Genomic DNA, 22,366 nt, shown 5'->3' with positions numbered 1-22,366 from the left:
GTGGAAGGTTTCGGTCTTATATTATTAATTATTGTTGGTGTATTGTTTGTTATTTTTGCAACTGCCAAGTTAAAATTACATCCGTTTTTATCCTTAATTATCGCAGCATTTGGTATTGGAATTCTTGCTGGACTGCCACTGTCAGAAGTAGTCGAGGCTGTTAATGGTGGGTTCGGCGGGCTAATGACAAGCATTGGTCTTGTCATTGTTTTCGGGACAATTATCGGTGTAATTTTAGAAAAGTCAGGGGCAGCACTAAGAATGGCAGAAGTTGTACTGAGAATTGTTGGGGAAAAGCGTCCACAAATGGCTATGAGTCTAATTGGAGCAATTGTTAGTATCCCTGTATTCTGTGATTCTGGATATATTATCTTATCTTCCTTAAAGAAAGCATTAGCTAAAAAGGCTAAGGTAGCTGTAGCATCAATGGCTGTTGCGTTATCTACCGGGTTATTTGCTACACATACACTGGTGCCACCAACACCTGGGCCGATAGCAGCTGCGGGTAATATAGGGGCAGAAGATTACCTTGGAACAATTATTCTGATCGGTATAATCGTAGCAATCCCTGCGATCATTGCAGGTTATATTTGGGCAGTTAAAGTTGGGACAACTATTAAAGTAGAAGGTGAAGATCAGGATGACGCAGCATATGACTATGATGAGATTGTAAGAGAATTTGGGGAAATGCCTTCTGCAGTAAAATCTTTCGCACCAATTGTTGTGCCAATATTATTAATTGGTTTTAGTTCGGTAATTACATTCGCAGGCTGGTCGGGGACGTTTTTTGATATCTTATTATTTTTGGGATCACCAGTTGTTGCGTTATTAATTGGCGTACTACTGGCTTTCCTATTACTACCGAAATATGATGAAGAAACATTGTCTGATTGGATAGGGGTTGGCTTAAAAGAAGCTGCACCTATTCTACTAATCACTGGGGCTGGTGGAGCATTTGGCAGAGTAATCAGTACTACTCCTGTAGCTGACTTCATTCAAGGTTTCGGGGATAATGCATTTTTCACCGGAGCAATGTTCTTGTTGATTCCATTCCTAATTGCTGCAGCTCTGAAATCAGCACAGGGGTCTTCAACGGCAGCACTTGTCATAACATCAACATTAGTGGCACCACTTCTTGTTGAGCTGGGTATTAATGGTGCAGTACCATTGGCATTAGTAGTAATGTCAATAGGTGCCGGTGCAATGGTAGTATCCCATGTAAATGACAGTTATTTCTGGGTTGTAAAAGAATTTAGTGGCATGTCGGTAACACAAGCATATAAAGCGCAAACAGCCGCTACTCTCTTGCAAGGTGTTACTGCCATTGCAGTTACATTTGTATTGTGGGTTATATTGGTTTAATAGAAAGAAAGATTCAGTCAAATCGACACTGAGAAAAAGAGCAATATCTAATTATTCTAAGACGTTCCCTTTTAAGGTACAAAAACTAAAATAGCAGTCTAAACAATACTCAAAATCACAGAGCAATTCGCATATGAATTTGTTCTGTGATTTTTCCTTTATATTGGGATTTAAAGGTTTAAAACTTCAACCTATGAGAATATTATGGAGGAAATATATATTCAATATAAAAGAGACGTCGGATTAAAGCAACTTGATGAAGGGAAGTATCATACGCATGATCAAGTAAAGAAGCGTATAAGTAAGTGGTTTTAAATGAGCTGTTGTCTGCAGATGCTAATGTAAAAGATCTCATTCTCCATTTAATAAACGCTCATAATGTTTTTAGCCTGTAAAATATCTAGATTGTTCCAATGTTGAAGTCCCATAAGATATGGCAGCTGGTTTAGTTTCGACGACAAAATAAGGTAACTTTTTGGAAGTGGTGGAATATGTAAAATACCAATCAGCAATATGTTTATCATAAAATATTTCGCAACCCCATATATAAACCGTGTACTTTGTCAGATTGAAGGGGAAAGTAAGCTGGCCATGCTTGAACACCTGAGGCATGTTCAAAAAAAGTAGGGAGTTAGTGACGAATGGCATTGGTTGAGAGAAAGAAAAGGGAAATTAAGAAAAGTTGTATATAGTTGAGAGAAAAAAGCGGTAAGTTGAGAGATAATTGTATAAAGTTGAGAGAAAAAACGATAAGGCGAGAGATAACCTCCTATGATTCGATGATCTCTCAATTTCCACTCAGTTTCGCTCAACTTTCTACCTGTAGCTTTGAAAAAAAGTCTGATCATTTTAAATAAAGTCCGATAATTTTAAAATATGTTTGATACAATTAATGTGATGAATTGTTCCAGAATCGGGCCAGATTGTAGAGCAAATCATTATGTATAGATTTCTTGTAAGGATATAATAATCTTATACTAAATCAAAGGAGTTTTGCTTTATGAGTCAAAGAGTTTCTTACTATGAAATTGCACCTGATGGTATGAAAATTATGATGGATATGGAAAAATACACGAAAACGACAGCAATTGAACGAAAACTTCGTGAGCTTATTAAAATTCGTATTTCTCAAATTAATGGCTGTGCATTTTGTTTGAATATGCACACAGCAGATGCACGAAAAATGGGTGAAACAGAACAAAGAATATACTGTGTTAGTGCATGGGGAGAGTGTGATTTTTATACAGAAGCAGAAAAAGCAGCCTTAGAGTTGGCGGAGCATATAACATTAATCCCGACAAAACGTGTTCCAGATGAACTTTATCAACGAGTGCGTGAACATTACGATGAGAAACAGTATGTTGACCTTGCTCTGATAATCAATCAAATTAATAGTTGGAACAGACTTTCTATTTCAATGGGAAACATAGCAACTGAAAAGTAATTACTCTAAATCGCACTTTCAATATTCAACAAAAGGGCGCTTTTGCGGAGGAACATAGGTAGAAAATGATCAAACATTTTTATAAAAATGTATATTAATTCATAGGAAAAGAATCGATTTTGATCAATATCTCTTCAAAAAGGATTCTTTTTATTTTACCTAAAATGGGGTTATAACGGGATATTTTTGATCAAACTTTATTTTTGAGCTACACTACCTATATCTCTCAAGCTGAACGGTATATCTCTCAACTTCTGGCAAAATACACACCACATCCCTAATCACCCAACAACAAATTCATATATAATAGAAATAGATGACAAGAAAGGAAGGATATAATGAAATATTTTTCAGTATTTTTACCGATGTTGGATGAAGAAAAAAGTAAGCAGTACCGACCAGATCACCTAAAGTATGTAGAGCAAAGAGGCAATGAAGGGAAAATATTTGCTAAAGGTCCTTTTGTTGATGATGCTGGTGGCCTTGTTATTTATAAAGGAGAAAATTTAATAGAAGTAGAGGAAATCGTAATGAAGGATCCTTATATCATCCATGGTGCCAGAGGATTTGAAATCCATGAATGGAATATGGCGGTTATCGAAACAGAATTGTTTTAAGTTTAAAAGCTAGATACAAAACATGCCGAAAGATTATGAGATTACCGATATAAGATAATTAATTAGCACTTTTATTAAAATGTAGGGGGTGAGACTTTATTGTATTAAAAAAGAACTTTCTTCGTCATGGCTGGCTTGTTCTCTTACTGCTTGTATTAGGTTCAAATGCTGCATTGTACCATACAACGTTTGGGATCAACGCAATAACTGAGAGTACAAATGGTGTCGTCATCGGGTCAATGGTTGATTTAGGATTGGTCTCGCCGATTTTACTTATTGCATGGCTCAAAAAATGGAACTGGAAATTTTTCATCATGACAATGGCTGCAGGACTTATACTCGTGCGCTTCCTTATCCCTATGGAATACTTAGCACCATTTGAAGCGGTAACATGGATCGGTTTTGGGATTGAAGGTTTTCTTGTTTTACTGGAAATTTTGCTACTTGTAACCCTATTTAAATATCTGCCGGGAATTATCCGTTCGGTAAAGCGAAGTTCACTGCCGGTAATTTTCTCTTTTTCCGATGCAGTTCATGAAAAAGTGAATGATGTTCCAATCATTCGGGTCATTTGTTCCGAAATGTTGGTGTTTTACTATGCGTTTGCCAGCTATAGGAAAAAGCCAATAATAAATAATCATACTTTTACCTTGCATCACAAGTCGAGTCTAGTCGCCCTTCAATTGATGCTGATCCATGCAATAATTTTTGAAACAATTGGGATTCATTGGTGGTTACATGACAAATCGCTTATCCTGTCGGTGATTTTATTAATTTTGAACATCTATTCGGTAATTCTATTCGTTGCAGACATCCAGGCAGTACGGTTAAATCCGATAAGGGTAACAGGTGACCGGATGTATCTATCGCTCGGTCTCATGAAACGAATGAAAATCAGCTGGACTGAAATCGATGAAGTGATTGAAGAACCAGAGATTTTACAGCAAAAACCTTCCAAAGATACGATTGAATTTATTGCACGAGATTTTGAACAAGTACAGCCGGAAGTGATATTAAAGTTAAAGCATCCAGTTGAGGCAACGCTATTCATGGGAATGAAAAAGAAATTTAATCAAGTAGCCATTCGGGTGGATGATCCGGAGCGATTTAAACGTGTGTTGAAGGAGAGGGTGTGTAGAGATTAGTTTGGGAATGGTATAATCAAAATGAAAACTGAAATATCTTTAGAGGCAGCAAGTTGTTTTTGTTTTTAAAAAAGTAGGAAAACTCAATATTATTTGCTATAATATAGTTGTACAATATGGCTTTCGTGGGTGCGGTCTCACTCCCTGACTTTACAGGATGGGAGGTGATGCCATATGACAGTATTTGAATCTCTTGTTCTGATGATTTCATTTGGAACATTGATTATTGTATTACTGTCAGAACGCAAGAAATAACCACCCATGCGCCTGACCAGCATAGTGGGTGGTTATTATTACCATAAAAACTGTGTGAGTCGCCCCCTTGAAGGGCTATTGTAGACGACCGTTGGTGTTACAGCACAAGCGGTTATTATTTAGTATATTTCTTTTTTCTAATTTTATTATACCCTATTTTAATAAAAATGAAAACTGAAATATACTTTGAGTTTACCTTTTTTCTCCGCATAAAACAGGATTAGTTCACTTAACAGACCTATAGAAGGTTTTACTTTTGGTTTTATTGAAGGAAGCAATTTTTCCTCAACACAAATAGACATACATAGTGGTATGTTTTTTCAGACTATTCAATTAGTTATTTCAGAGTTGGAATGTTAGCTGTCGTGAACCCACTTGCTTCTCTATATATTTAAAATGCCAAACGCCATGCTTATCTTTTTTCAATATAGCTTCCATTCCCGCCGAAAACCGATATAGAAACATCTTAATTTTATTCTTTGCTTTAATACCTTTTGCCCGTTCAATTACATCATGAAAAAATCCATTCTGCTTTTCTACTTGCAGCGTCATAAATGTTATCATAATAGACACGAGTAAAAACATTCTTTTCAGTCTTGGCAAGGTACGAACCCGAACATCTTCTAAGTCAAATTCCAGCTTTTGCACGCGAAACATTTCTTCAATCCGCCATCTGGTAATATAGGCTTTTTAAATGGATAGCACCTCCGTTTTTTCCCGAACTTGCTTATTCGTAAGCAGCATCATCGGATTTTTTCCATATCCATATACGATCACCAACGTGAATTTTTGCCCCTTTAGAGCAGGGATTTCCACAGTAAGGTGGGAGACTTTCAGGTCATAAACGGTTCCCTTTATTTCGGAACGAAAATTAATTTTCCCTTTTCTTCGGAGTGCCAAATCGTATATATTGTATTTTTTATTCTGATACAACACATCTCTCGTTTTCTTCATCCGAATGATAAAGTTATTCTCCTGCTTGAGTACCTTTTTCATGACTTCTACATTGTCATATCCACGATCCATGACAAAAGTTACCTGCTTTTCCTCCACTAGCCGATTGACATGATCCAAGCCCTTGTACGTTTCTTCGTTTGCGCTGAGAAACCCCTTTTCAGCCGCTGAGTATAAATGGGAATAAACCGAAATGGGATGCTTTGTCTTTGGCGCCACGGCAATCATGTTGGTTGTCCAATATCCATTACCATACTCTCCAGTTGAACCATCCCTCACTCGCCCAAGTCCCTCCATTTTAATGGCAGTTGGTTTCCCGATTTCGGAATCATCCATCAAAATCAGATTGTCTTCCTCTTGTAGAAAAGGTTTTATCATTTTCTCATGGTTTTCTAACAGTTCGCTTGTTTCGTGAAATTCGTCCATTCGATTGGACAATCGCTTGACCGTCTGTAACGTATCAATAGGTTCTTCCAGAGCACGTGCAATTTTGGAAAGCAAAACAGATCTGCCTTTTGCTAGTCCAAATAACATATCCAGTATAAAATCTTTGTGTTTGGTTTTTGTAGTCCTTGGGTTAATTTGGACGCAAAATGAAAAATGGAACGTTTTGCGGTATAAATGGATTGGTTAAATGTGTTATAATTAGACATAAAGAGTCTCCTTTTTGTGTTGATAAATTTTGTTTTGGTACAATAAAATTTTAACACACTTGAGGAGGCTCTTTACTTCTATTTATCAATAAATTACATCCTTTTTGAACAAAAAATACAAAAATAAGCATCAAAGATCCCGTTTTTCATTGGAACTTTTTGATGCCTGTTTTTTGTTGAAAGTCAATCATTATTTTTAGGTAAACTCAAAGAAATATACAAATACATATCTTAACCTTAAGAGGTGATTAGCATGCAAGAACGAAAATCAGCAAAGCATATAAGATTCGGGACGGTTGGGGAGTCTCCTTACACACAAAAAGTTAAAAATAATAACCAACAAATCATTGAAGGATTACTTTGGTTGTTTAGCGCTATTTTAGCAAAGAATAATAGTGTATATAATTCCCGCTATTTTAACTATTATTTATAGACTAATTAGTTGTAATATTTAATAATAAAGATTAGAATAATATATAGAATGATAGCGCTTGCATCTATTTGACACCTTTAAAACTATTATATTTTAAGGAGTGGTAGTATGGCAGGTAATAGAGCAGTAGTTTACGTGAAACCGGGTGAAGTAGAGGTAAGGGATATTGATTATCCGGATTTGGTTTTGCGGGATGGCCCCGGAGTTAATCCACTGAATGTGGGTAGGAAATGTAACCATGGGGTGATTGTTAAAGTTATTTCAACAAACATTTGTGGCAGTGATCAGCATATGGTAAGAGGACGGACAACTGCGCCGAGTGGATTGGTTTTAGGCCATGAAATTACAGGAGAAGTTATCGAGGCAGGCAGTGATGTTGAATTTATTAAAACGGGAGATATCGTATCGGTTCCGTTTAATATTGCCTGTGGTCGCTGTCCAAGCTGTAGAAGACAGGATACACACATTTGTGAAAATGTGAATCCGGATCGTCCTGGTTCAGCATATGGGTATGTAGACATGGGCGGCTGGGTTGGTGGACAGTCCGAATATGTAATGGTTCCTTATGCGGACTTCCAATTATTAAAATTCCCTGATAAAGACCAAGCGATGGAGAAAATTCTTGATCTAACAATGCTTTCAGATATTTTTCCAACTGGATATCATGGTGCAGTAAGTGCTGGGGTAAAAACCGGATCGACTGTTTATGTTGCTGGTGCAGGTCCAGTAGGTCTTGCTGCAGCTCACTCGGCTCAGTTACTTGGTGCATCTGTAGTTATCGTTGGTGACTTAATCGAAGAACGTTTAGCGCAAGCAAGAAGTTTTGGTTGTGAGACGATAAATCTGCGTGAGCATGAAGATATTGGTGAACAAATTGAACAAATTTTAGGGACACCAGAAGTGGATTGTGCTGTTGACGCGGTAGGTTTTGAGGCAAGTGGTCACGGGGAAGGTGCCAAAGAAGCGCCTGCGATTGTGCTGAACTCCATTATGGGAATAACAAAAGCGGGGGGACGCTTAGGAATACCCGGTCTGTATGTGACTGGAGATCCTGGTGCAACAGATGCTGATGCAAAGGAAGGAACCTTAAAAATTCGCTTCGGCTTAGGTTTTGCAAAAGCACATACATTTGTAACTGGACAAACACCAGTAATGAAATACAACCGTGATTTAATGAAAGCGATTCTAAGTGGCAAGGCTCAAATTGCTAAAGCGGTTAATGCCACAGTAGTTTCTCTTGAACAAGCTCCAGATAGCTATAAAGCGTATGATGGTGGAGCATCCAGAAAGTTTGTTATTGACCCACATGGCATGATTAGTAATACTCAACACCTTGAAACATCCCAGCAAATAACAAGATAAAAATTTAACTTTTTTGAATGAAATATCACCGAGTTGCACACAGTGGAACCAGGATATTTGCTATCCAACTAAATAAACTGTTGACAACGCTTTCAGGATAAGGTAAAGTTGTTAGTATAAGTTAATTATGTGGCGGAGAGAAGAGACCCACACTTTAATAGTACTTTCCTAGAGAAAGTATGTCTATTAGAGTGTGGGTTTTTTGTTTCGAAATTAATTAGCTTGAAAGATGGATAGATTAAAAATGGACAAAGGGGTGTTTTAAATGCCAGAATTTTTAGCTGAATTGATTGGTACGATGATTCTCATTATTTTTGGTGGTGGAGTAGTTGCGGGAGTAGTTTTAAAGAAAACAAAATCAGAAGGTGCTGGATGGGTAGTTATTACAATTGGTTGGGGACTAGGTGTTACAATGGGGGTATATGCAGTAGGTCAATTTACAGGTGCACATATTAATCCTGCGGTAACTTTGGGATTCGCAGCTGCAGGAGAGTTTCCATGGGCAAAAGTACCAGTGTATATACTTGCGCAAATCCTTGGGGGCATGATCGGTGCAGCTATCGTCTTTCTGAATTATTTGCCACATTGGAGAGCGACAAAGGATCAAGGTGCTAAATTAGCTGTATTTTCAACAGATCCAGCTATTCACAGTCCATTATCAAATTTAGTTAGTGAAATGGTAGGTACATTTGTACTGTTAATGGGACTCATGTTTATTGGTGCGAATGAATTCACAGAAGGGCTTAATCCTTTAATTGTAGGTGCTTTGATTATTGCAATTGGAATGTCTCTAGGCGGAACTACCGGATATGCGATCAACCCTGCTCGAGACCTTGGTCCAAGAATTGCTCATGCGCTTCTTCCAATCCCAGGTAAGGGCGGATCGAATTGGAGATACTCCTGGATTCCTGTTGTTGGGCCGATACTTGGAGGTGTTTACGGAGCAGTATTTTATAATGCAATATTTCTAGGTAATTTTTCTGCTATTTTTTGGATATTAAGTGTAGTTGTAGTTGTGATTTTAATTGGTGCTACAAGCGTAGAACTAAAAAAAAATGAGAATACTCCAGAAGAAATGGAAGAAAAAGCTATATAGGAGGAGTTTTTATGACAAATCAATTTATTTTATCGATCGACCAAGGAACAACAAGCTCACGTGCGATTCTTTTTAATCATCAAGGGGAAATTGTGGAGACAGCGCAACGGGAGTTTGAACAGTTTTTTCCGAAGCCTGGCTGGGTGGAACATGATGCGAATGAAATTTGGACTTCTGTACTTGGTTGTATGGCAGAGGTTTTAAGAAAATCAGATGTGGCGCCAAAACAGATTGCAGGAATTGGCATTACTAACCAGCGTGAAACAACGGTAGTTTGGGATAAACAAACAGGCAAGCCAGTCTATAAAGCTATTGTCTGGCAATCTAGACAAACGGATGGAATTTGCAAGGAACTAAGAGAAGCGGGGCATAACGATTTATTCAGGGAAAAAACAGGTCTATTACTCGATCCTTATTTCTCCGGTACAAAGGTCAAATGGATTCTTGATCATGTTGAAGGCGCAAGAGAAAAAGCGGAAAATGGTAATTTGTTATTCGGTACGATGGATACATGGCTTGTTTATAAGCTCTCTGGTGGTAAGACACATATTACCGATTATTCTAACGCATCCCGGACATTAATGTTCAATATCTATGATCTTAAATGGGATGAGGAATTATTAGATATTTTAACTGTTCCGAAAACAATGCTTCCAGAAGTTCGTGAGTCTTCAGAATTGTATGCAAATACAGTGGATTATCATTTCTTTGGTCATGAAGTTCCAATTGCAGGTATTGCAGGAGATCAACAGGCAGCACTATTCGGTCAGGCATGCTTTGAAAAAGGGATGGCAAAAAACACGTATGGAACGGGCTGCTTCATGCTGATGAATACTGGTGATCAAGGTGTTGCTTCAGAGCATGGTTTACTGACAACGCTAGCTTGGGGAGTTGATGGAAAAGTAGAATATGCTTTGGAAGGAAGTATTTTTGTTGCTGGATCAGCAATTCAGTGGCTTCGAGATGGGCTGAAAATTATCGAAAATGCACCACAAAGTGAACATTTTGCAACCAATGTTGATTCCACGGATGGTGTCTATATGGTTCCTGCATTTGTTGGGCTTGGCACACCATACTGGGATAGTGATGCAAGAGGCGCTATGTTTGGAATTACCCGTGGAACAACAAAGGACCACATTATTCGTGCAACACTGGAATCATTGGCATATCAAACGAAAGATGTGCTGGATGCGATGATTGCCGATTCCGGAATTGATTTGAAAACACTCCGCGTGGATGGTGGGGCGGTTAAAAATAATTTTCTCATGCAATTCCAAAGTGATATGCTTGGGGTCCCTGTTGAAAGGCCAGTTGTCCAGGAAACAACTGCATTAGGGTCTGCATACTTAGCAGGACTGGCTGTTGGTTATTGGAAAGATAAAGAAGAAATTGCTAAACAATGGCAAAATGAAAAGACATTCGAGGATAATCTTGATACCGAAAAACGAGCTGAACTTTATGCTGGCTGGAAAAAGGCAGTTGAGGCAACAAGAGCGTTTAAATAAGAGTAGTATATAAAACACTTTGATAGGAGAGGTCGTCATTATCTTAAATAAAAGGTAAGCTGATCTCTCTTATTCTAATAGATGTGGAAAGAGTCGAATGATTTAACAGGCTTCAATCAGAATAATCGAATTATAGCTAAGGATGATGGGGAGGGAGAGATCAAGATGAAGAAGATTATTAATGATCCAAATCAGGTGGTACAGGATATGATTAAAGGCATGGTTGCAGGCGATCCAGACAGGGTGAAACAGGTATCAGATACGTTGGTCATTGTCAGAAACGGGGCACCTATTGCAAATAAGGTTGGACTTGTAAGTGGTGGTGGTAGTGGTCACGAGCCTGCTCATGCTGGCTATGTTGGTAAAGGAATGTTAGATGCTGCAGTGGCTGGAGAAGTGTTTACATCGCCAACACCGGATCAAGTGTTGGAGGCAATTAAAGCTGTTGATTCAGGAAAAGGTGTATTTTTAGTGATTAAAAACTATACCGGTGATGTACTTAATTTTGAAATGGCAGCAGAACTAGCTGAAGCAGAAGGCATCCAAGTAGAACAAGTTATAGTGAATGATGATGTAGCTGTGGAAGATAGTTCCTTTACAACTGGAAGAAGAGGAATTGCTGGAACGATTTTTGTTCATAAAATTGCTGGAGCAAAAGCGGAAGAAGGCGCTTCCTTGGAAGAGGTTAAAGCAGTTGCTGAAAAAGTGGTAAATAATGTTCGGTCAATGGGGATGGCCCTAACGCCATGTATTGTTCCTGCAGCTGGTAAACCAAGCTTTGAATTGAATGAAAATGAAATGGAAATTGGGATTGGAATTCATGGGGAACCTGGAATAGAGAGAAAAAAACTTGCAGACGCTGACGAAATAGCTGTTGAACTAACAAATAAAGTAATAGCTGATCTTGCATTATCAAGTGGGGATGAAGTTACAGTTATGGTCAATGGATTGGGTTCCACACCAGAAATGGAACTCTATATTGTTAATCAAAAAGTGCATGAAATAGTAAAGGAAAAAGGAATTCACGTATACAAAACTTTTGTAGGAGAATACATGACATCCTTAGAGATGGCAGGCTGCTCCGTTACATTATTAAAATTAGATGAGGAACTTAAATCATTACTAGAAGCTGAATCCCTTGCACCAGCTTTTCGCTCATGAGGAAGGATAGGATATTTTATGGAACTTCAAGTAAAAGACATGATTCAATGGTTTGAACGAACCAATCAAAAAATACAAACAAATAAAGAATATCTGACAGCACTCGATCAACCGATAGGCGACGGAGATCATGGGATTAATATGGCTCGTGGGTTTCAGGAGGTAGTAAATAAACTAAATGGACAGGATTATAATAATGCTTCAGATGTTCTAAAAGACGCTGCGATGACATTAATGTCCAAGGTTGGAGGTGCATCGGGGCCAATATTTGGTACAGCTTTTTTAAAGTTTTCAATTGCTGTAAAAGGCAGTGATTCTATAAATTTTGAAGCCTTTGGAAAAGGACTTGAAGAAGCAGTCAATGGAGTGAAACAACGAGGGAAAGCAACGGAAGGTGAAAAAACAATGATCGATGTGTGGTCCCCAGTGGCCGATTATTTCAAGCGTGATCAGGATTTTCAGGCAGACGAAATTCTGGAAGTTGCAAAGCAGGCAATGGAAAGTACAAAAGAAATGATGGGTACAAAGGGGCGAGCATCTTATTTTAAAGAGAAGTCTATTGGTCATATTGATCCTGGAGCTGCATCCTCATTCTATATTTTCGAAGCACTTGCAGAAGTGATTGAAGGAGGTAATTAGATTATGTCCCGTGTTGGTATTGTATTAATCTCTCATAGTTCTAAAATTGTAGATGGGCTTAAAGACCTTATCCAACAAGTTATTCAGGATGTTCCGATTGAATTGGCCGGTGGTACAGAAGAGAATGATATTGGAACAAGTATTGATAAAATAGGCGCAGCTATAAAAAACGCCAATCAGGGAGAAGGTGTCCTGCTTTTCTTTGATATTGGCAGTGCAAAAATGAATGCAGAAATTGCAATAGAAATGGCTGAAACAGAAGCTATCCAACTGGTGGAGGCACCATTGGTTGAAGGAGCTTATGTTGCAGCTGTCGAATCCGGGATGGAAAAAAGTCTTCAAGAGGTTTATGATGCAGTCATGAAAGCATTTTAATAGACCGCATATCACTAGACTGTTTCACCGAGATTGACACTTTTCCATTTCCTATATATAATAATTTGCGTAAATACAATAGAGGTTCTTAGCTTCAACCCTCTATAAAAAACTAAGGATAAATGATGCGATTATAAGCCATTGCCTTAGTGCATGGCTTTTTTTAGTGGAAAGGAAACGATAAAATTTTGGGGTTATATATAACTTGATTGCAGAATCAGCAACGTCCAGCTCCCAGCAACTAGCAGGCTCTTTTGGGGAGAACGAGCGTAGTGTAGTCTGGAACTGGGCTCTTACGCATTTATCGATATTTCGGTATCCTCTGAAAATTTATTAATTATCAGTATCCCATTAGACATAATGACTCTACTACTTTTTCACACCGTTTTATGCGTAAGAGCCTGGAACTGTCCTAGTTTGTGCAGTCCCAGACTACTCCGGTTTGATCGACGCTAAATGAAGACCCGCACTTTTATTCTTTTTAGGGCTTTTTCGATGAGAGGCGTAACCGTAGTTCCAAATGGCTTCGTTGGAACGAGCAATACGCATTCCCAATCTTAAAAAAATCAGCCATCATTAATAAGGGAGGTTTTACAAATGAAGGAACAGGATCTATCTGAATTAACGCTATTAGGAAACCAGGGAATAAAGTATGAATTTGATTATAAGCCGCAAGTTTTAGAGACATTTGAAAACAATCATCCAAACAGAGATTATTTTGTGAAATTCAATTGTCCGGAATTTACAACACTATGCCCAATGACAGGGCAACCGGATTTTGCGACAATATATATAAGCTACATTCCTCATGTGAAAATGGTGGAAAGTAAAGCATTGAAACTGTATTTATTCAGTTTTCGTAACCATGGTGGATTTCATGAAGCCAGCATAAACACTATTATGAATGATTTAATCGAATTAATGGATCCGCGCTATATTGAAGTATGGGGGAAATTTACGCCACGTGGTGGTATTTCCATTGATCCCTACTGTAATTATGGGAAGCCGGGAACGAAATTCGAACAAATGGCAGAACATCGTTTGATGAATCATGATATGTATCCGGAAAAAATTGATAATCGCTAACATTAGTTTTTTAAGTAATTAGGGTATGCTTTGATCTTCTTAATTGAAAGGGGATCTTTATGTTTGTCTATTTACATGCATTATTTGTCGGACTTTTCATTGTATCAAATATGTTAGGTGTGAAATTATTTAGTGTCGGTGAATTTATATTACCGGCTGCAGTAATTGTTTATGTTGTGACTTTTATGATAACCGATGTGATTGGTGAAGTTTACGGGAAAGAGGCTGCGTGGAAGACTGTTCAGACTGGTTTTTTTACACAAATAATTGCAATGATTTTTGTGTTTATTGTAATTGAACTTCCCGCTGCACCAGTTTTTGAATCTCAATTAGAGTTTGAGACTATTCTGGGTGGAAGCTTCCGAGTTATGTTGGCGAGTCTGTTGTCTTACATAGCCAGCCAACATTTAGATGTCAGTTTGTTTCATCGTTTAAAAGCAAAACATGGTAAGAAAAAGCTCTGGTTGCGTAATAATATATCAACGATGACAAGCCAGCTTGTGGATACTATGATTTTCATTACCGTTGCTTTTTGGGGAACCGTTCCATTTGGTGTTCTTTTTGGAATGATTGCGACTCAATATGTGTTTAAATTAATGGTAGCAATTGTTGATACACCAATTGTTTATTTTCTTGTAAAAATGGCAAGAAAAGCAAAGAGTGGACAAACAGAAACTGAAGTAATACATTCCTCTTAATGGGGGATGTATTTTTTAATTTTTAAAAGTTAATATGTTAAAATAAAATTATCAGAATTTACAATTATATTATTACTTTTATTAGGCTTCTTTAACTTTGGTGAAAACTATCAAATTATGAAAGAAACGGAGAATCTTTATTTCCCGGGTAATAATATAGGGGTTCTTGTCATACGTGGCTTTATGGGTTCGACATAAAGCATGTGTTTTTCTGGGGAATAATTAGCAAAAGATGGGTTTACTGTATTCTGTTGAGGCTGGGAGGGTATGAAACAGACCTGATCCGATAGATATGAAAGGCGAACTATCACAAATATTTTAAGCAAAGGAGTGACTTCATGATCACAATAAAAAATATTTATCATGCACGTGAACAAATCCACCATTTTATAAACGAAACACCAATCCTAAGTTCCACCCAGTTTTCATCCATATGTGGGAATAATATGTTTTTCAAAGCGGAACATTTACAAAAAACAGGCGCATTTAAAATTAGAGGTGCGACAAATAAAGTAAAGCAGGCAGTAAAAGATGGAGCAACTTTTGTGACAGCTGCTTCATCCGGGAATCATGGACAGGCGGTTGCTTATATCGCAAATGAGCTCGGTATTCCTGCGACAATTGTTGTGCCTGAGGATGTCAATCCAAGTAAGGCAAATGCTATCCGAGCATATAATGGCAAGATTGAAAAATGTGGCATGACTTCTGCCGATCGATTACCGCGTGCCGAGGAATTGGCAAAAGCAAATAATGGTGTCGTCATCCCGCCATATGATGATCCATTAATTATCGCCGGGCAGGGAACTGTTGGCTTAGAAATACTGGAACAACTGGATAATGTTGATGTTGTTGTGGTTCCAATTGGTGGTGGTGGCTTGATTTCGGGGATTTTAACTGCAATCAAAGAAATGAAGCCTTCTGTTAAAGTTATTGGTGTTGAACCGGTGAGTGCGAATGATACATATCTATCACTGAAAAATGGTAACATGACGTCAATCCTTGAAACTGCAACACTTGCCGATGGATTAAGAACAAGTCAGCCTGGTGATATGACGTTCCCCGTTGTACAGAAATATGTGGATGAAATTGTTCTTGTCAGTGAAAATGAAATCCGCCAAGCAATGTTTTTTGTACTGGAACGAATGAAACAGCTGATCGAGCCATCGAGTGCGGTGACAGTGGCTGCAGCAATGTATGATAAACTAAATATACGAAATAAAAATGTAGTATGTGTGTTGTCTGGTGGGAATGTGGATTTGGAGAGGATTCACGAGATGAAACCCAAAAAGTAAGCCACTTCATTTACGTAGATAAAGCACAGCATGATTGAGGAAGGAATCCATAAATGACCAGAGTCTCTTTGCAAACAAAAATTTTAGTATTGCTTATCAGTTTAATCCTATTGGTAACTTTTCTTTTGACTGGTATCAATGGCTATTTGGAGTCACAGGATATTGAGGAACAGATTGGCGAGCGTGCCTTGCATATTGCAACAACCATTTCTTTCATGCCATCAGTCAAAGAGGCCTTTGAAAAGGAAAATCCGGAAGATATAATCCAGCCAATTGCTGAAGAAGTAAGAGAATTTGTTGGTGCTGAGTTCATCGTAATTGGAAATAAAGACAGTATTCGGGTTGCCCATCCTGATGAAGCAAAACTAGGAAAGCAAATGGTTGGCGGTGATAATGATAGGGCACTGCTTGATAAAGAATACTACACCTCAAAGGCGGTCGGTAGTCTTGGCCCATCACTAAGAGGAAAAGCACCCATTTTTAATCATAACGGGGACGTTGTTGGCATTGTCTCTGTAGGTTTTATGGTTGAGGATATTCAATCTACTATATTTAAGAAACTGTTAAAAATAAGTGGAGCTTCCCTTCCAGTACTGGTTATCGGAATACTTGGTGGTGTATTGCTGGCAAGAAATATCCGCAAAGATACGTTTGGTCTTGAGCCACATGAAATTGCGTCATTATACAGGGATCGCAATGCCATTCTTGCGTCTGTTAAGGAAGGTTTGATCGCAGTGGATCAGGATGGGAAAATTAATCTAATGAATGAATCTGCCCGGAAAATACTTGGAATTAATGAAAATATGATTGGTCAGAAAGTGGAAGATGTGTTTCCTAATACGAAAATGTACCATGTACTTCGCTCTGGTTTAGTCAGTAAAGATGATGAAATGATTTTGAATAAAAGACAAGTGATCGTCAATCGTACACCAATCATTGATAATAAACAGGTAGTGGGTGTTGTAGCCAGCTTCCGAGATAAAACGGAACTGAATGAAATGATTAATACATTATCAGAAGTTAGGCAGTATTCTGAGGATCTTCGGGCACAAACACATGAATATACGAATAAACTATATGTTTTATCTGGCTTGCTGCAGCTCGGTCATTATAAAGAGGCGATCGAATTGATTCAAATCGAATCACATGTTAATAGTTCGCAAAATAAAGTTCTTCTTGGACAAATAAAAGATAGAACCATTCAAGCTATTTTGCTAGGGAAAATTGGCAAAGCTTCTGAGAAAAAAATAAATTTTGCAATTGAACCTAATAGTTATCTTGATCCACTTCCAAAACGAATGGATATAGCAAAATTAATAACTGTCTTAGGTAATCTGCTGGATAACGCAATTGAGGCAGTGGAACAGATGGAAGACAGAAAAATCACTTTTTTTGCAACAGACTTAGGCGTAGATGTTGTGTTTGAAATTGCTGATAATGGAACCGGTATTCCTGAAAACTTGATGAATAAAATATTTGAACAAGGTTTTTCGACGAAAGGAAAAGGAGACCGTGGTTTTGGGCTAGCGATTGTTAAAGAAACAATCGAGGAACTAAATGGACATATAGAAGTACATCATCAGCCGGGAGGAGGAACGGTATTCGCCGTATTTATTCCAAAAGAAGTAGATGGGGTTAAGAGGGGGGAAGCAAGTGATTAAAACAGTGATTGTAGAAGATGATTATCGAATTGCAGGCATTCATGAGGAGTTTTTGGATAAGATCAGCAATGTTACAGTTGTAGGCAAAGCTTTAAACGGGATGGAAGCAATCCAATTAATAAAAACGAAAGCGGTGGATCTGGTTTTACTTGATATTTACATGCCGGATATTCTAGGTTCAGATATTATACAGGAATTGAGAACAATTAATCCTGAGCTTGATTTCATTATGATTTCTGCTGCTACAGAGAAAGATATTGTTAGTGATGTGATTCGTAATGGCATTTTTGATTATATTATTAAACCAGTGAAAATGGAAAGATTTATTGAAACAATTGAACGCTATAAACAAATGAAGGAAAAACTTGAGGTAAAGAAAGAAGTCGACCAGGCATTTTTAGATAATTATTTTGGTTACCAATCTGATTCAAAGCCTCCAGTGAAGCAAACACCAAAAGGTATTGATCCTTTAACACTGGAAAAAGTAAAAGAAATAATCCAGACAATAGATGCCGGAATTACGGCTGAAGAAATGGGAGCAAGGATTGGAGCCTCCCGGACAACAGCCAGAAGATATTTGGAATATTTAATTACTGTCGGAAGTATTGCGGCAGAGCTGGAATATGGTGTTGTTGGAAGACCTGAACGCAGATATTACGTGAAGTAGGATATTAAAATAAAAGGATGTCAGCTATTAATGCAGCTGGCATCCTTTTAAAAATGATAAGAGTATAGAAATTACCCGTGTTTTTGCCGAAATCAGACCAAGTTGAGCGTGATGCTTATGAAGTTGAGAGAAGTATCCAATAAGTTGAGAGAGAAACCTATAAAGTTGAGAGAAGTATCCAATAAGTTGAGAGAGAAACCTATAAAGTTGAGAGAAGAATGCATGAAGTTGAGAGATAATTGTAAAATCCCTTGTTTTCTCTCAACTTTCACCCAGTTACTCTCAACTTAGCTGTTTTATCTCTCAACTTTCATCAATAATTAGGACGACCATTTCTCCAGCATATCATCATTTATAGCTATCTCCCCAATCCCGATCTTAACGTATATTTAAGTGTATTAATTTATCACGCATTAACGGCTGTAATACCCTCACTAGGGAAACTCCCACTGAAAGAAATTTCACTTTATTTTTTCAGTAATATGTGATTTCTTTAGTATATTGGGTACGAAGCTTTTAAGACAGCGACTTCTGCTAATAAATGAGGCTGAAGCTATGCCCGCTTAAAAGCAGGGTTCGCAGCGGAAAACAACCAAACAGATATGTGGATTTTTTTAACAATTACGAAGACGAAAAGCAACAAATGATTTTGATGGGGCGAGCATTGCGTAGTTCCAGTATTTTGATGGGGCGAACGGAGTGCATTCTGAAAAACTTAAAAAGCAGCAAAGAAAACGTTCATGAACTTAAAGAACAAAATGCACGTAATAAACGATTTGCAACTTATTTTGAAAACGGTTACATCAGGTTGATTATTCTTTATAGTAGTGAATGAGTTTCATAATTAGAATATTTCATATATAAATGAGGGGGAAAAAACATGAAGAAATATTTACTATTATTAGCAATTATGTTTCTTGTGTTAGTTGCTGCAGCCTGTGCCGCTGACGATGAAGAGACTAGTGGGTCAGGTGATTCGGGAGACGCAGCAGAATCATCAGACTGGGCACCTGAAAAGCCAATTGAAATTGTTGCACCAGCTGGAGCAGGTGGAGGCTGGGATACTACTGCTAGAATGGCAGCGAAGGTTTTCACGGAAGAAGGAATTATTGATGAAAGTATTGGTGTAGTGAATAAAGCTGGAGGTGGGGGTGCAGTCGGTTGGGCTTATATTGCTGGTCAGGATGGAAGTCCACACAATATGTTTGTTGCTTCACCACCACTTCTGTTCATCCCATTAAATGGACAATCCGAATATGGACATGAAGATTTTACCCCATTAGCAAATGTGATTGCTGACTATGCAGCTTTTGCGGTTGCGGCAGATGCGAAATGGGATAACTTAAATGAGCTTTTTGATGATATGAAAGAGGATCCATCAAGTATTACTGTTGTTGGAACATCCTCTCCGGGAAGTATGGATCATATCCAATTTGTACAAATTGCAAAAGCTGCCGGGGTTGATGTAACGAAAATCAAATATGTATCTGATCAGGATGGCGTTGGTCTAACTCAGCTTCTAAATGGAAGTGTGGATGTATTCTCTACTGGTGTTTCCGAAACGGTGGAGCAAGTAAAAGCTGGAACAATCAAAGTATTGGGTGTCACTTCTGAAGAAAGATTAGAAGGAGAAGTCTTAGAAGATTTCCCAACCGCTGTTGAACAAGGGATTGATGAGACATTTGTTAACTGGCGTGGGTTCTTCGGTCCACCAAACATGGATGAAGCAGCGATTGCTTACTATGAAGAGAAATTTAAAGAATTAAGTGATTCCGAAGCATTTGCTGAAATTCGCTCACAGTTCGGCTGGGATGAAATGTACATGGGAAGTGAAGAATACAGTCAGTTCTTAGATGAAGAAAAGGAAAACATCCAATCCTTGTTGGATGAACTAGGACTTGGCGAATAAGAACCGATCATATGGAAGTCAATGATCAGATACAATGATCATTGACTTCCCTTATTTAAAGCTTAAACTTTAAAATTTTTAGGTGGTGATTCGATGTTAAAAACACTAAATCAGCGGGTAAGTGCGATTTTAGTTTTGATAGGTGCAGGATACTTAATATTAACTTTTCAGCTTCCTTCCTATCCATATGCGCCGGTTGATGCGGATGTAATACCAATGGTGTTGGGATTTCTATTAATTTTCTTAGCTGTTTGTCTATACTTTTCAAAAGACTCGGAAACAGAGGAACAAAAAGCAAGAAGAGTTATACCGAAGAAAGATATAGGGGCTTTATTAGTAGTTTTTGCATTTATCCTGCTATATATCATGCTCCTTGAAATACTTGGGTTTGTGATTATTACTTGTATTTTTATCTTTTTCTGTTCATGGTTTCTTGGATATAAGAAACATTTGTCGAATCTGATTGTATCGATTATATTTCCTTTATTTATGTATATTATGTTTACAACGTTTTTAAGGATTAGTTTACCACAGGGAATTTTGCCGTTTTAAAAGGGGGGGAGCATATGGGCTCGATCGAAGGAATATTGACAGGTTTTCAAGTTGCATTTAGTTTAGAGGGAATTCTATTTGTAATGATAGGTGTTTTCGTCGGTACATTTATTGGTATGCTTCCGGGACTTGGACCAATTAGTGCCATTGCGGTTATGATTCCAATTACCTTTGGAATGGATCCCACACCTGCATTAGTAATGATGGCTGGCGTTTATTATGGAGCAATATTTGGTGGATCAACTTCCTCCATCTTATTAAATGCCCCAGGAGTCTCTGGTGCAGTTGCGACTGCATTCGATGGCTATCCGATGGCCCAGCAAGGAAAGGCAGGAAAGGCATTAGCAATTGCAGCAATTAGTTCGTTTATTGGTGGAACAGTCAGTGTTGTCCTGCTAATGCTTCTGGCGCCAATGCTTTCCAGTGTAGCAATATCCTTTGGGCCACCTGCTTATTTCGCACTAATGCTGATGGGATTAACAGCCATCTCCAGCTTGTCTGAAGGAAGTACCATCAAAGCTTTAATTTCAGCTGTTGTTGGATTCATGATTGTAACAATTGGAATTGATGCACAAACGGGAACACAACGGTTTACTTTTGGAAATGTAAATTTGCTCGAAGGATTGGACTTCCTCGTTATCGCCCTAGGCTTATTTGCACTGGCTGAGGTTTGTACACTGATTATTAAAAGAAAGGATCTTTCCCAGGATACACATAAGTTAGGGAGTATGCGTCTAAATAAAAAAGATTTTAATGAAATGAAAGGCCCTGTTACCAGGCAGTCGTTTTTAGGTTTTGTCCTTGGTGTCTTACCTGGGGCTGGTGCCACGATCGCTTCATTTATTGCTTATATTACAGAAAAGAAAATGTCAAAAAATCCAGAAGAATTTGGGAAGGGTTCTGTAAAGGGGCTTGCTGCGCCGGAAACAGCTAATAATGCTGCAACGAGTGGGGCATTTGTTCCGTTATTAAGTCTGGGAATTCCTGGATCTGGAACGACAGCTGTTATGTTAGGAGCATTCCTGGTTTTAGGTGTACAGCCTGGACCATTGTTAATGACAGATCGTCCGGAGATTTTTTGGGGAATCATTGCAAGTATGTATATCGGAAATGTGTTCCTGCTAATTTTAAATTTACCATTAATCCCTTACTTTGCCAAAATATTAAAGATACCTAGACCACTTCTTATATCACTAGTGATTATGTTTAGTATTATTGGGGTATATGCCATCAGCTTTAACACATTTGATTTATATATGTTATTGCTATTTGGGGTCGTAGGATTTCTTATGCGGTTATTTGCTTTTCCTGCACCACCATTTATCCTGGCATTTATTCTTGGTGGAATGATGGAGCAGGCATTTAGACAATCATTGACCATATCAAATGGCAGTTTAATGGTTTTTGTACATGATCCGATTGCTATCTCTTTATTAATTGTTGCCTTGCTTTCATTTGTTTTCCCACTCATCAAGCTATTACGTAAGCGTAAAGGATAGT

The 22,366-nt window shown here is 38.1% G+C and carries 24 protein-coding genes and 1 riboswitch; of the genes, 21 read left to right on the top strand and 3 right to left on the bottom strand.

Annotation, left to right across the window (positions count from 1 at the left end; translation table 11 throughout):
• The 3 genes from AC6HVZ_RS12750 to AC6HVZ_RS12740 all read left to right on the top strand — a co-directional run bounded on the left by AC6HVZ_RS12750 (position 1) and on the right by AC6HVZ_RS12740 (position 3,423).
• Positions 1-1,362 (top strand): GntP family permease, encoded by a 1,362-nt coding sequence (locus AC6HVZ_RS12750; protein ID WP_497558548.1) that lies wholly within the window; start codon positions 1-3, stop codon positions 1,360-1,362.
• 1,000 nt (positions 1,363-2,362) lie between these two features.
• Entirely contained in the window at positions 2,363-2,806 is a 444-nt protein-coding gene (locus tag AC6HVZ_RS12745) for a carboxymuconolactone decarboxylase family protein (protein WP_497558547.1), read from the top strand.
• A gap of 338 nt (positions 2,807-3,144) precedes the next feature.
• Positions 3,145-3,423: a YciI family protein gene (locus AC6HVZ_RS12740; RefSeq protein WP_497558546.1), complete on the top strand. Its 279-nt coding sequence runs from the start codon at positions 3,145-3,147 to the stop codon at positions 3,421-3,423.
• A 124-nt stretch (positions 3,424-3,547) separates the two neighbouring features.
• Here the strand turns inward: AC6HVZ_RS12740 and AC6HVZ_RS12735 are convergent, their stop codons facing one another.
• Positions 3,548-3,712, bottom strand: coding sequence for a hypothetical protein (locus AC6HVZ_RS12735; RefSeq protein WP_497558545.1), 165 nt, complete (start codon positions 3,710-3,712; stop codon positions 3,548-3,550).
• Between the two features lie 70 nt (positions 3,713-3,782).
• Between AC6HVZ_RS12735 and AC6HVZ_RS12730 the strand changes: the two genes are divergently transcribed.
• Both AC6HVZ_RS12730 and AC6HVZ_RS12725 read left to right on the top strand, forming a co-directional pair.
• Positions 3,783-4,568: a beta-carotene 15,15'-monooxygenase gene (locus tag AC6HVZ_RS12730; RefSeq protein ID WP_497558544.1), complete on the top strand. Its 786-nt coding sequence runs from the start codon at positions 3,783-3,785 to the stop codon at positions 4,566-4,568.
• Positions 4,569-4,742: 174 nt separating this feature from the next.
• On the top strand, positions 4,743-4,823 hold the full coding sequence (locus AC6HVZ_RS12725; RefSeq protein ID WP_497558585.1) for a putative holin-like toxin: 81 nt from the start codon (positions 4,743-4,745) through the stop codon (positions 4,821-4,823).
• A 342-nt stretch (positions 4,824-5,165) separates the two neighbouring features.
• Here AC6HVZ_RS12725 and AC6HVZ_RS12720 read toward each other — a convergent pair whose 3' ends face one another.
• Together AC6HVZ_RS12720 and AC6HVZ_RS12715 are read right to left on the bottom strand one after the other, a co-directional pair.
• A complete protein-coding gene (locus AC6HVZ_RS12720) occupies positions 5,166-5,480 on the bottom strand; it encodes a hypothetical protein (protein ID WP_497558543.1) in 315 nt (104 codons plus the stop codon).
• 33 nt (positions 5,481-5,513) lie between these two features.
• A complete protein-coding gene (locus tag AC6HVZ_RS12715) occupies positions 5,514-6,311 on the bottom strand; it encodes a transposase (RefSeq protein ID WP_497558542.1) in 798 nt (265 codons plus the stop codon).
• A gap of 372 nt (positions 6,312-6,683) precedes the next feature.
• Between AC6HVZ_RS12715 and AC6HVZ_RS12710 the strand changes: the two genes are divergently transcribed.
• From AC6HVZ_RS12710 to AC6HVZ_RS12635, 16 genes are all read left to right on the top strand, one after another.
• Positions 6,684-6,863 (top strand): hypothetical protein, encoded by a 180-nt coding sequence (locus tag AC6HVZ_RS12710; protein WP_497558541.1) that lies wholly within the window; start codon positions 6,684-6,686, stop codon positions 6,861-6,863.
• Between the two features lie 108 nt (positions 6,864-6,971).
• Positions 6,972-8,225 carry a formaldehyde dehydrogenase, glutathione-independent gene (gene fdhA, locus AC6HVZ_RS12705; protein WP_497558540.1) on the top strand — a complete coding sequence of 418 codons (1,254 nt, stop codon included), beginning with the start codon at positions 6,972-6,974 and terminating at the stop codon, positions 8,223-8,225.
• A gap of 265 nt (positions 8,226-8,490) precedes the next feature.
• The gene (locus AC6HVZ_RS12700) at positions 8,491-9,321 is read left to right on the top strand and encodes an MIP/aquaporin family protein (RefSeq protein WP_497558539.1); all 831 of its coding nucleotides are present in this window, start codon (positions 8,491-8,493) and stop codon (positions 9,319-9,321) included.
• A gap of 11 nt (positions 9,322-9,332) precedes the next feature.
• Positions 9,333-10,826, top strand: coding sequence for a glycerol kinase GlpK (glpK, locus tag AC6HVZ_RS12695; protein WP_497558538.1), 1,494 nt, complete (start codon positions 9,333-9,335; stop codon positions 10,824-10,826).
• 165 nt (positions 10,827-10,991) lie between these two features.
• Positions 10,992-11,987: a dihydroxyacetone kinase subunit DhaK gene (dhaK, locus tag AC6HVZ_RS12690; protein ID WP_497558584.1), complete on the top strand. Its 996-nt coding sequence runs from the start codon at positions 10,992-10,994 to the stop codon at positions 11,985-11,987.
• An 18-nt stretch (positions 11,988-12,005) separates the two neighbouring features.
• Positions 12,006-12,626 (top strand): dihydroxyacetone kinase subunit DhaL, encoded by a 621-nt coding sequence (dhaL, locus tag AC6HVZ_RS12685; protein WP_497558537.1) that lies wholly within the window; start codon positions 12,006-12,008, stop codon positions 12,624-12,626.
• 3 nt (positions 12,627-12,629) lie between these two features.
• Entirely contained in the window at positions 12,630-13,001 is a 372-nt protein-coding gene (gene dhaM / locus AC6HVZ_RS12680; RefSeq protein WP_497558536.1) for a dihydroxyacetone kinase phosphoryl donor subunit DhaM, read from the top strand.
• Positions 13,002-13,076: 75 nt separating this feature from the next.
• A riboswitch (PreQ1 riboswitch) is annotated at positions 13,077-13,123 on the top strand.
• A 475-nt stretch (positions 13,124-13,598) separates the two neighbouring features.
• Entirely contained in the window at positions 13,599-14,087 is a 489-nt protein-coding gene (queF, locus tag AC6HVZ_RS12675) for a preQ(1) synthase (RefSeq protein ID WP_497558535.1), read from the top strand.
• 59 nt (positions 14,088-14,146) lie between these two features.
• Positions 14,147-14,785: a queuosine precursor transporter gene (locus AC6HVZ_RS12670; RefSeq protein WP_497558534.1), complete on the top strand. Its 639-nt coding sequence runs from the start codon at positions 14,147-14,149 to the stop codon at positions 14,783-14,785.
• Positions 14,786-15,123: 338 nt separating this feature from the next.
• Complete coding sequence (locus AC6HVZ_RS12665; RefSeq protein WP_497558533.1) at positions 15,124-16,077, top strand: threonine ammonia-lyase; 954 nt, start codon at positions 15,124-15,126, stop codon at positions 16,075-16,077.
• Between the two features lie 53 nt (positions 16,078-16,130).
• Entirely contained in the window at positions 16,131-17,738 is a 1,608-nt protein-coding gene (locus AC6HVZ_RS12660; RefSeq protein WP_497558532.1) for an ATP-binding protein, read from the top strand.
• Positions 17,731-18,405, top strand: coding sequence for a response regulator (locus AC6HVZ_RS12655; RefSeq protein ID WP_497558531.1), 675 nt, complete (start codon positions 17,731-17,733; stop codon positions 18,403-18,405). Before AC6HVZ_RS12660 ends, AC6HVZ_RS12655 begins: the two co-directional genes overlap by 8 nt.
• A 604-nt stretch (positions 18,406-19,009) precedes the next feature.
• Positions 19,010-19,240 (top strand): hypothetical protein, encoded by a 231-nt coding sequence (locus AC6HVZ_RS12650; RefSeq protein WP_497558530.1) that lies wholly within the window; start codon positions 19,010-19,012, stop codon positions 19,238-19,240.
• Positions 19,241-19,285: 45 nt separating this feature from the next.
• Entirely contained in the window at positions 19,286-20,314 is a 1,029-nt protein-coding gene (locus AC6HVZ_RS12645; protein WP_497558529.1) for a tripartite tricarboxylate transporter substrate binding protein, read from the top strand.
• 93 nt (positions 20,315-20,407) lie between these two features.
• Positions 20,408-20,866: a tripartite tricarboxylate transporter TctB family protein gene (locus AC6HVZ_RS12640; RefSeq protein ID WP_497558528.1), complete on the top strand. Its 459-nt coding sequence runs from the start codon at positions 20,408-20,410 to the stop codon at positions 20,864-20,866.
• A gap of 14 nt (positions 20,867-20,880) precedes the next feature.
• Positions 20,881-22,365 carry a tripartite tricarboxylate transporter permease gene (locus AC6HVZ_RS12635; RefSeq protein WP_497558527.1) on the top strand — a complete coding sequence of 495 codons (1,485 nt, stop codon included), beginning with the start codon at positions 20,881-20,883 and terminating at the stop codon, positions 22,363-22,365.
• Position 22,366: the final 1 nt, after the last annotated feature.

The sequence above is a fragment of the Oceanobacillus sp. NCCP-135 genome (assembly GCF_059698015.1).
The sequence above is the reverse complement of the archived record's forward strand: the minus strand, read 5'-3'. Positions and strand labels throughout refer to the sequence as shown.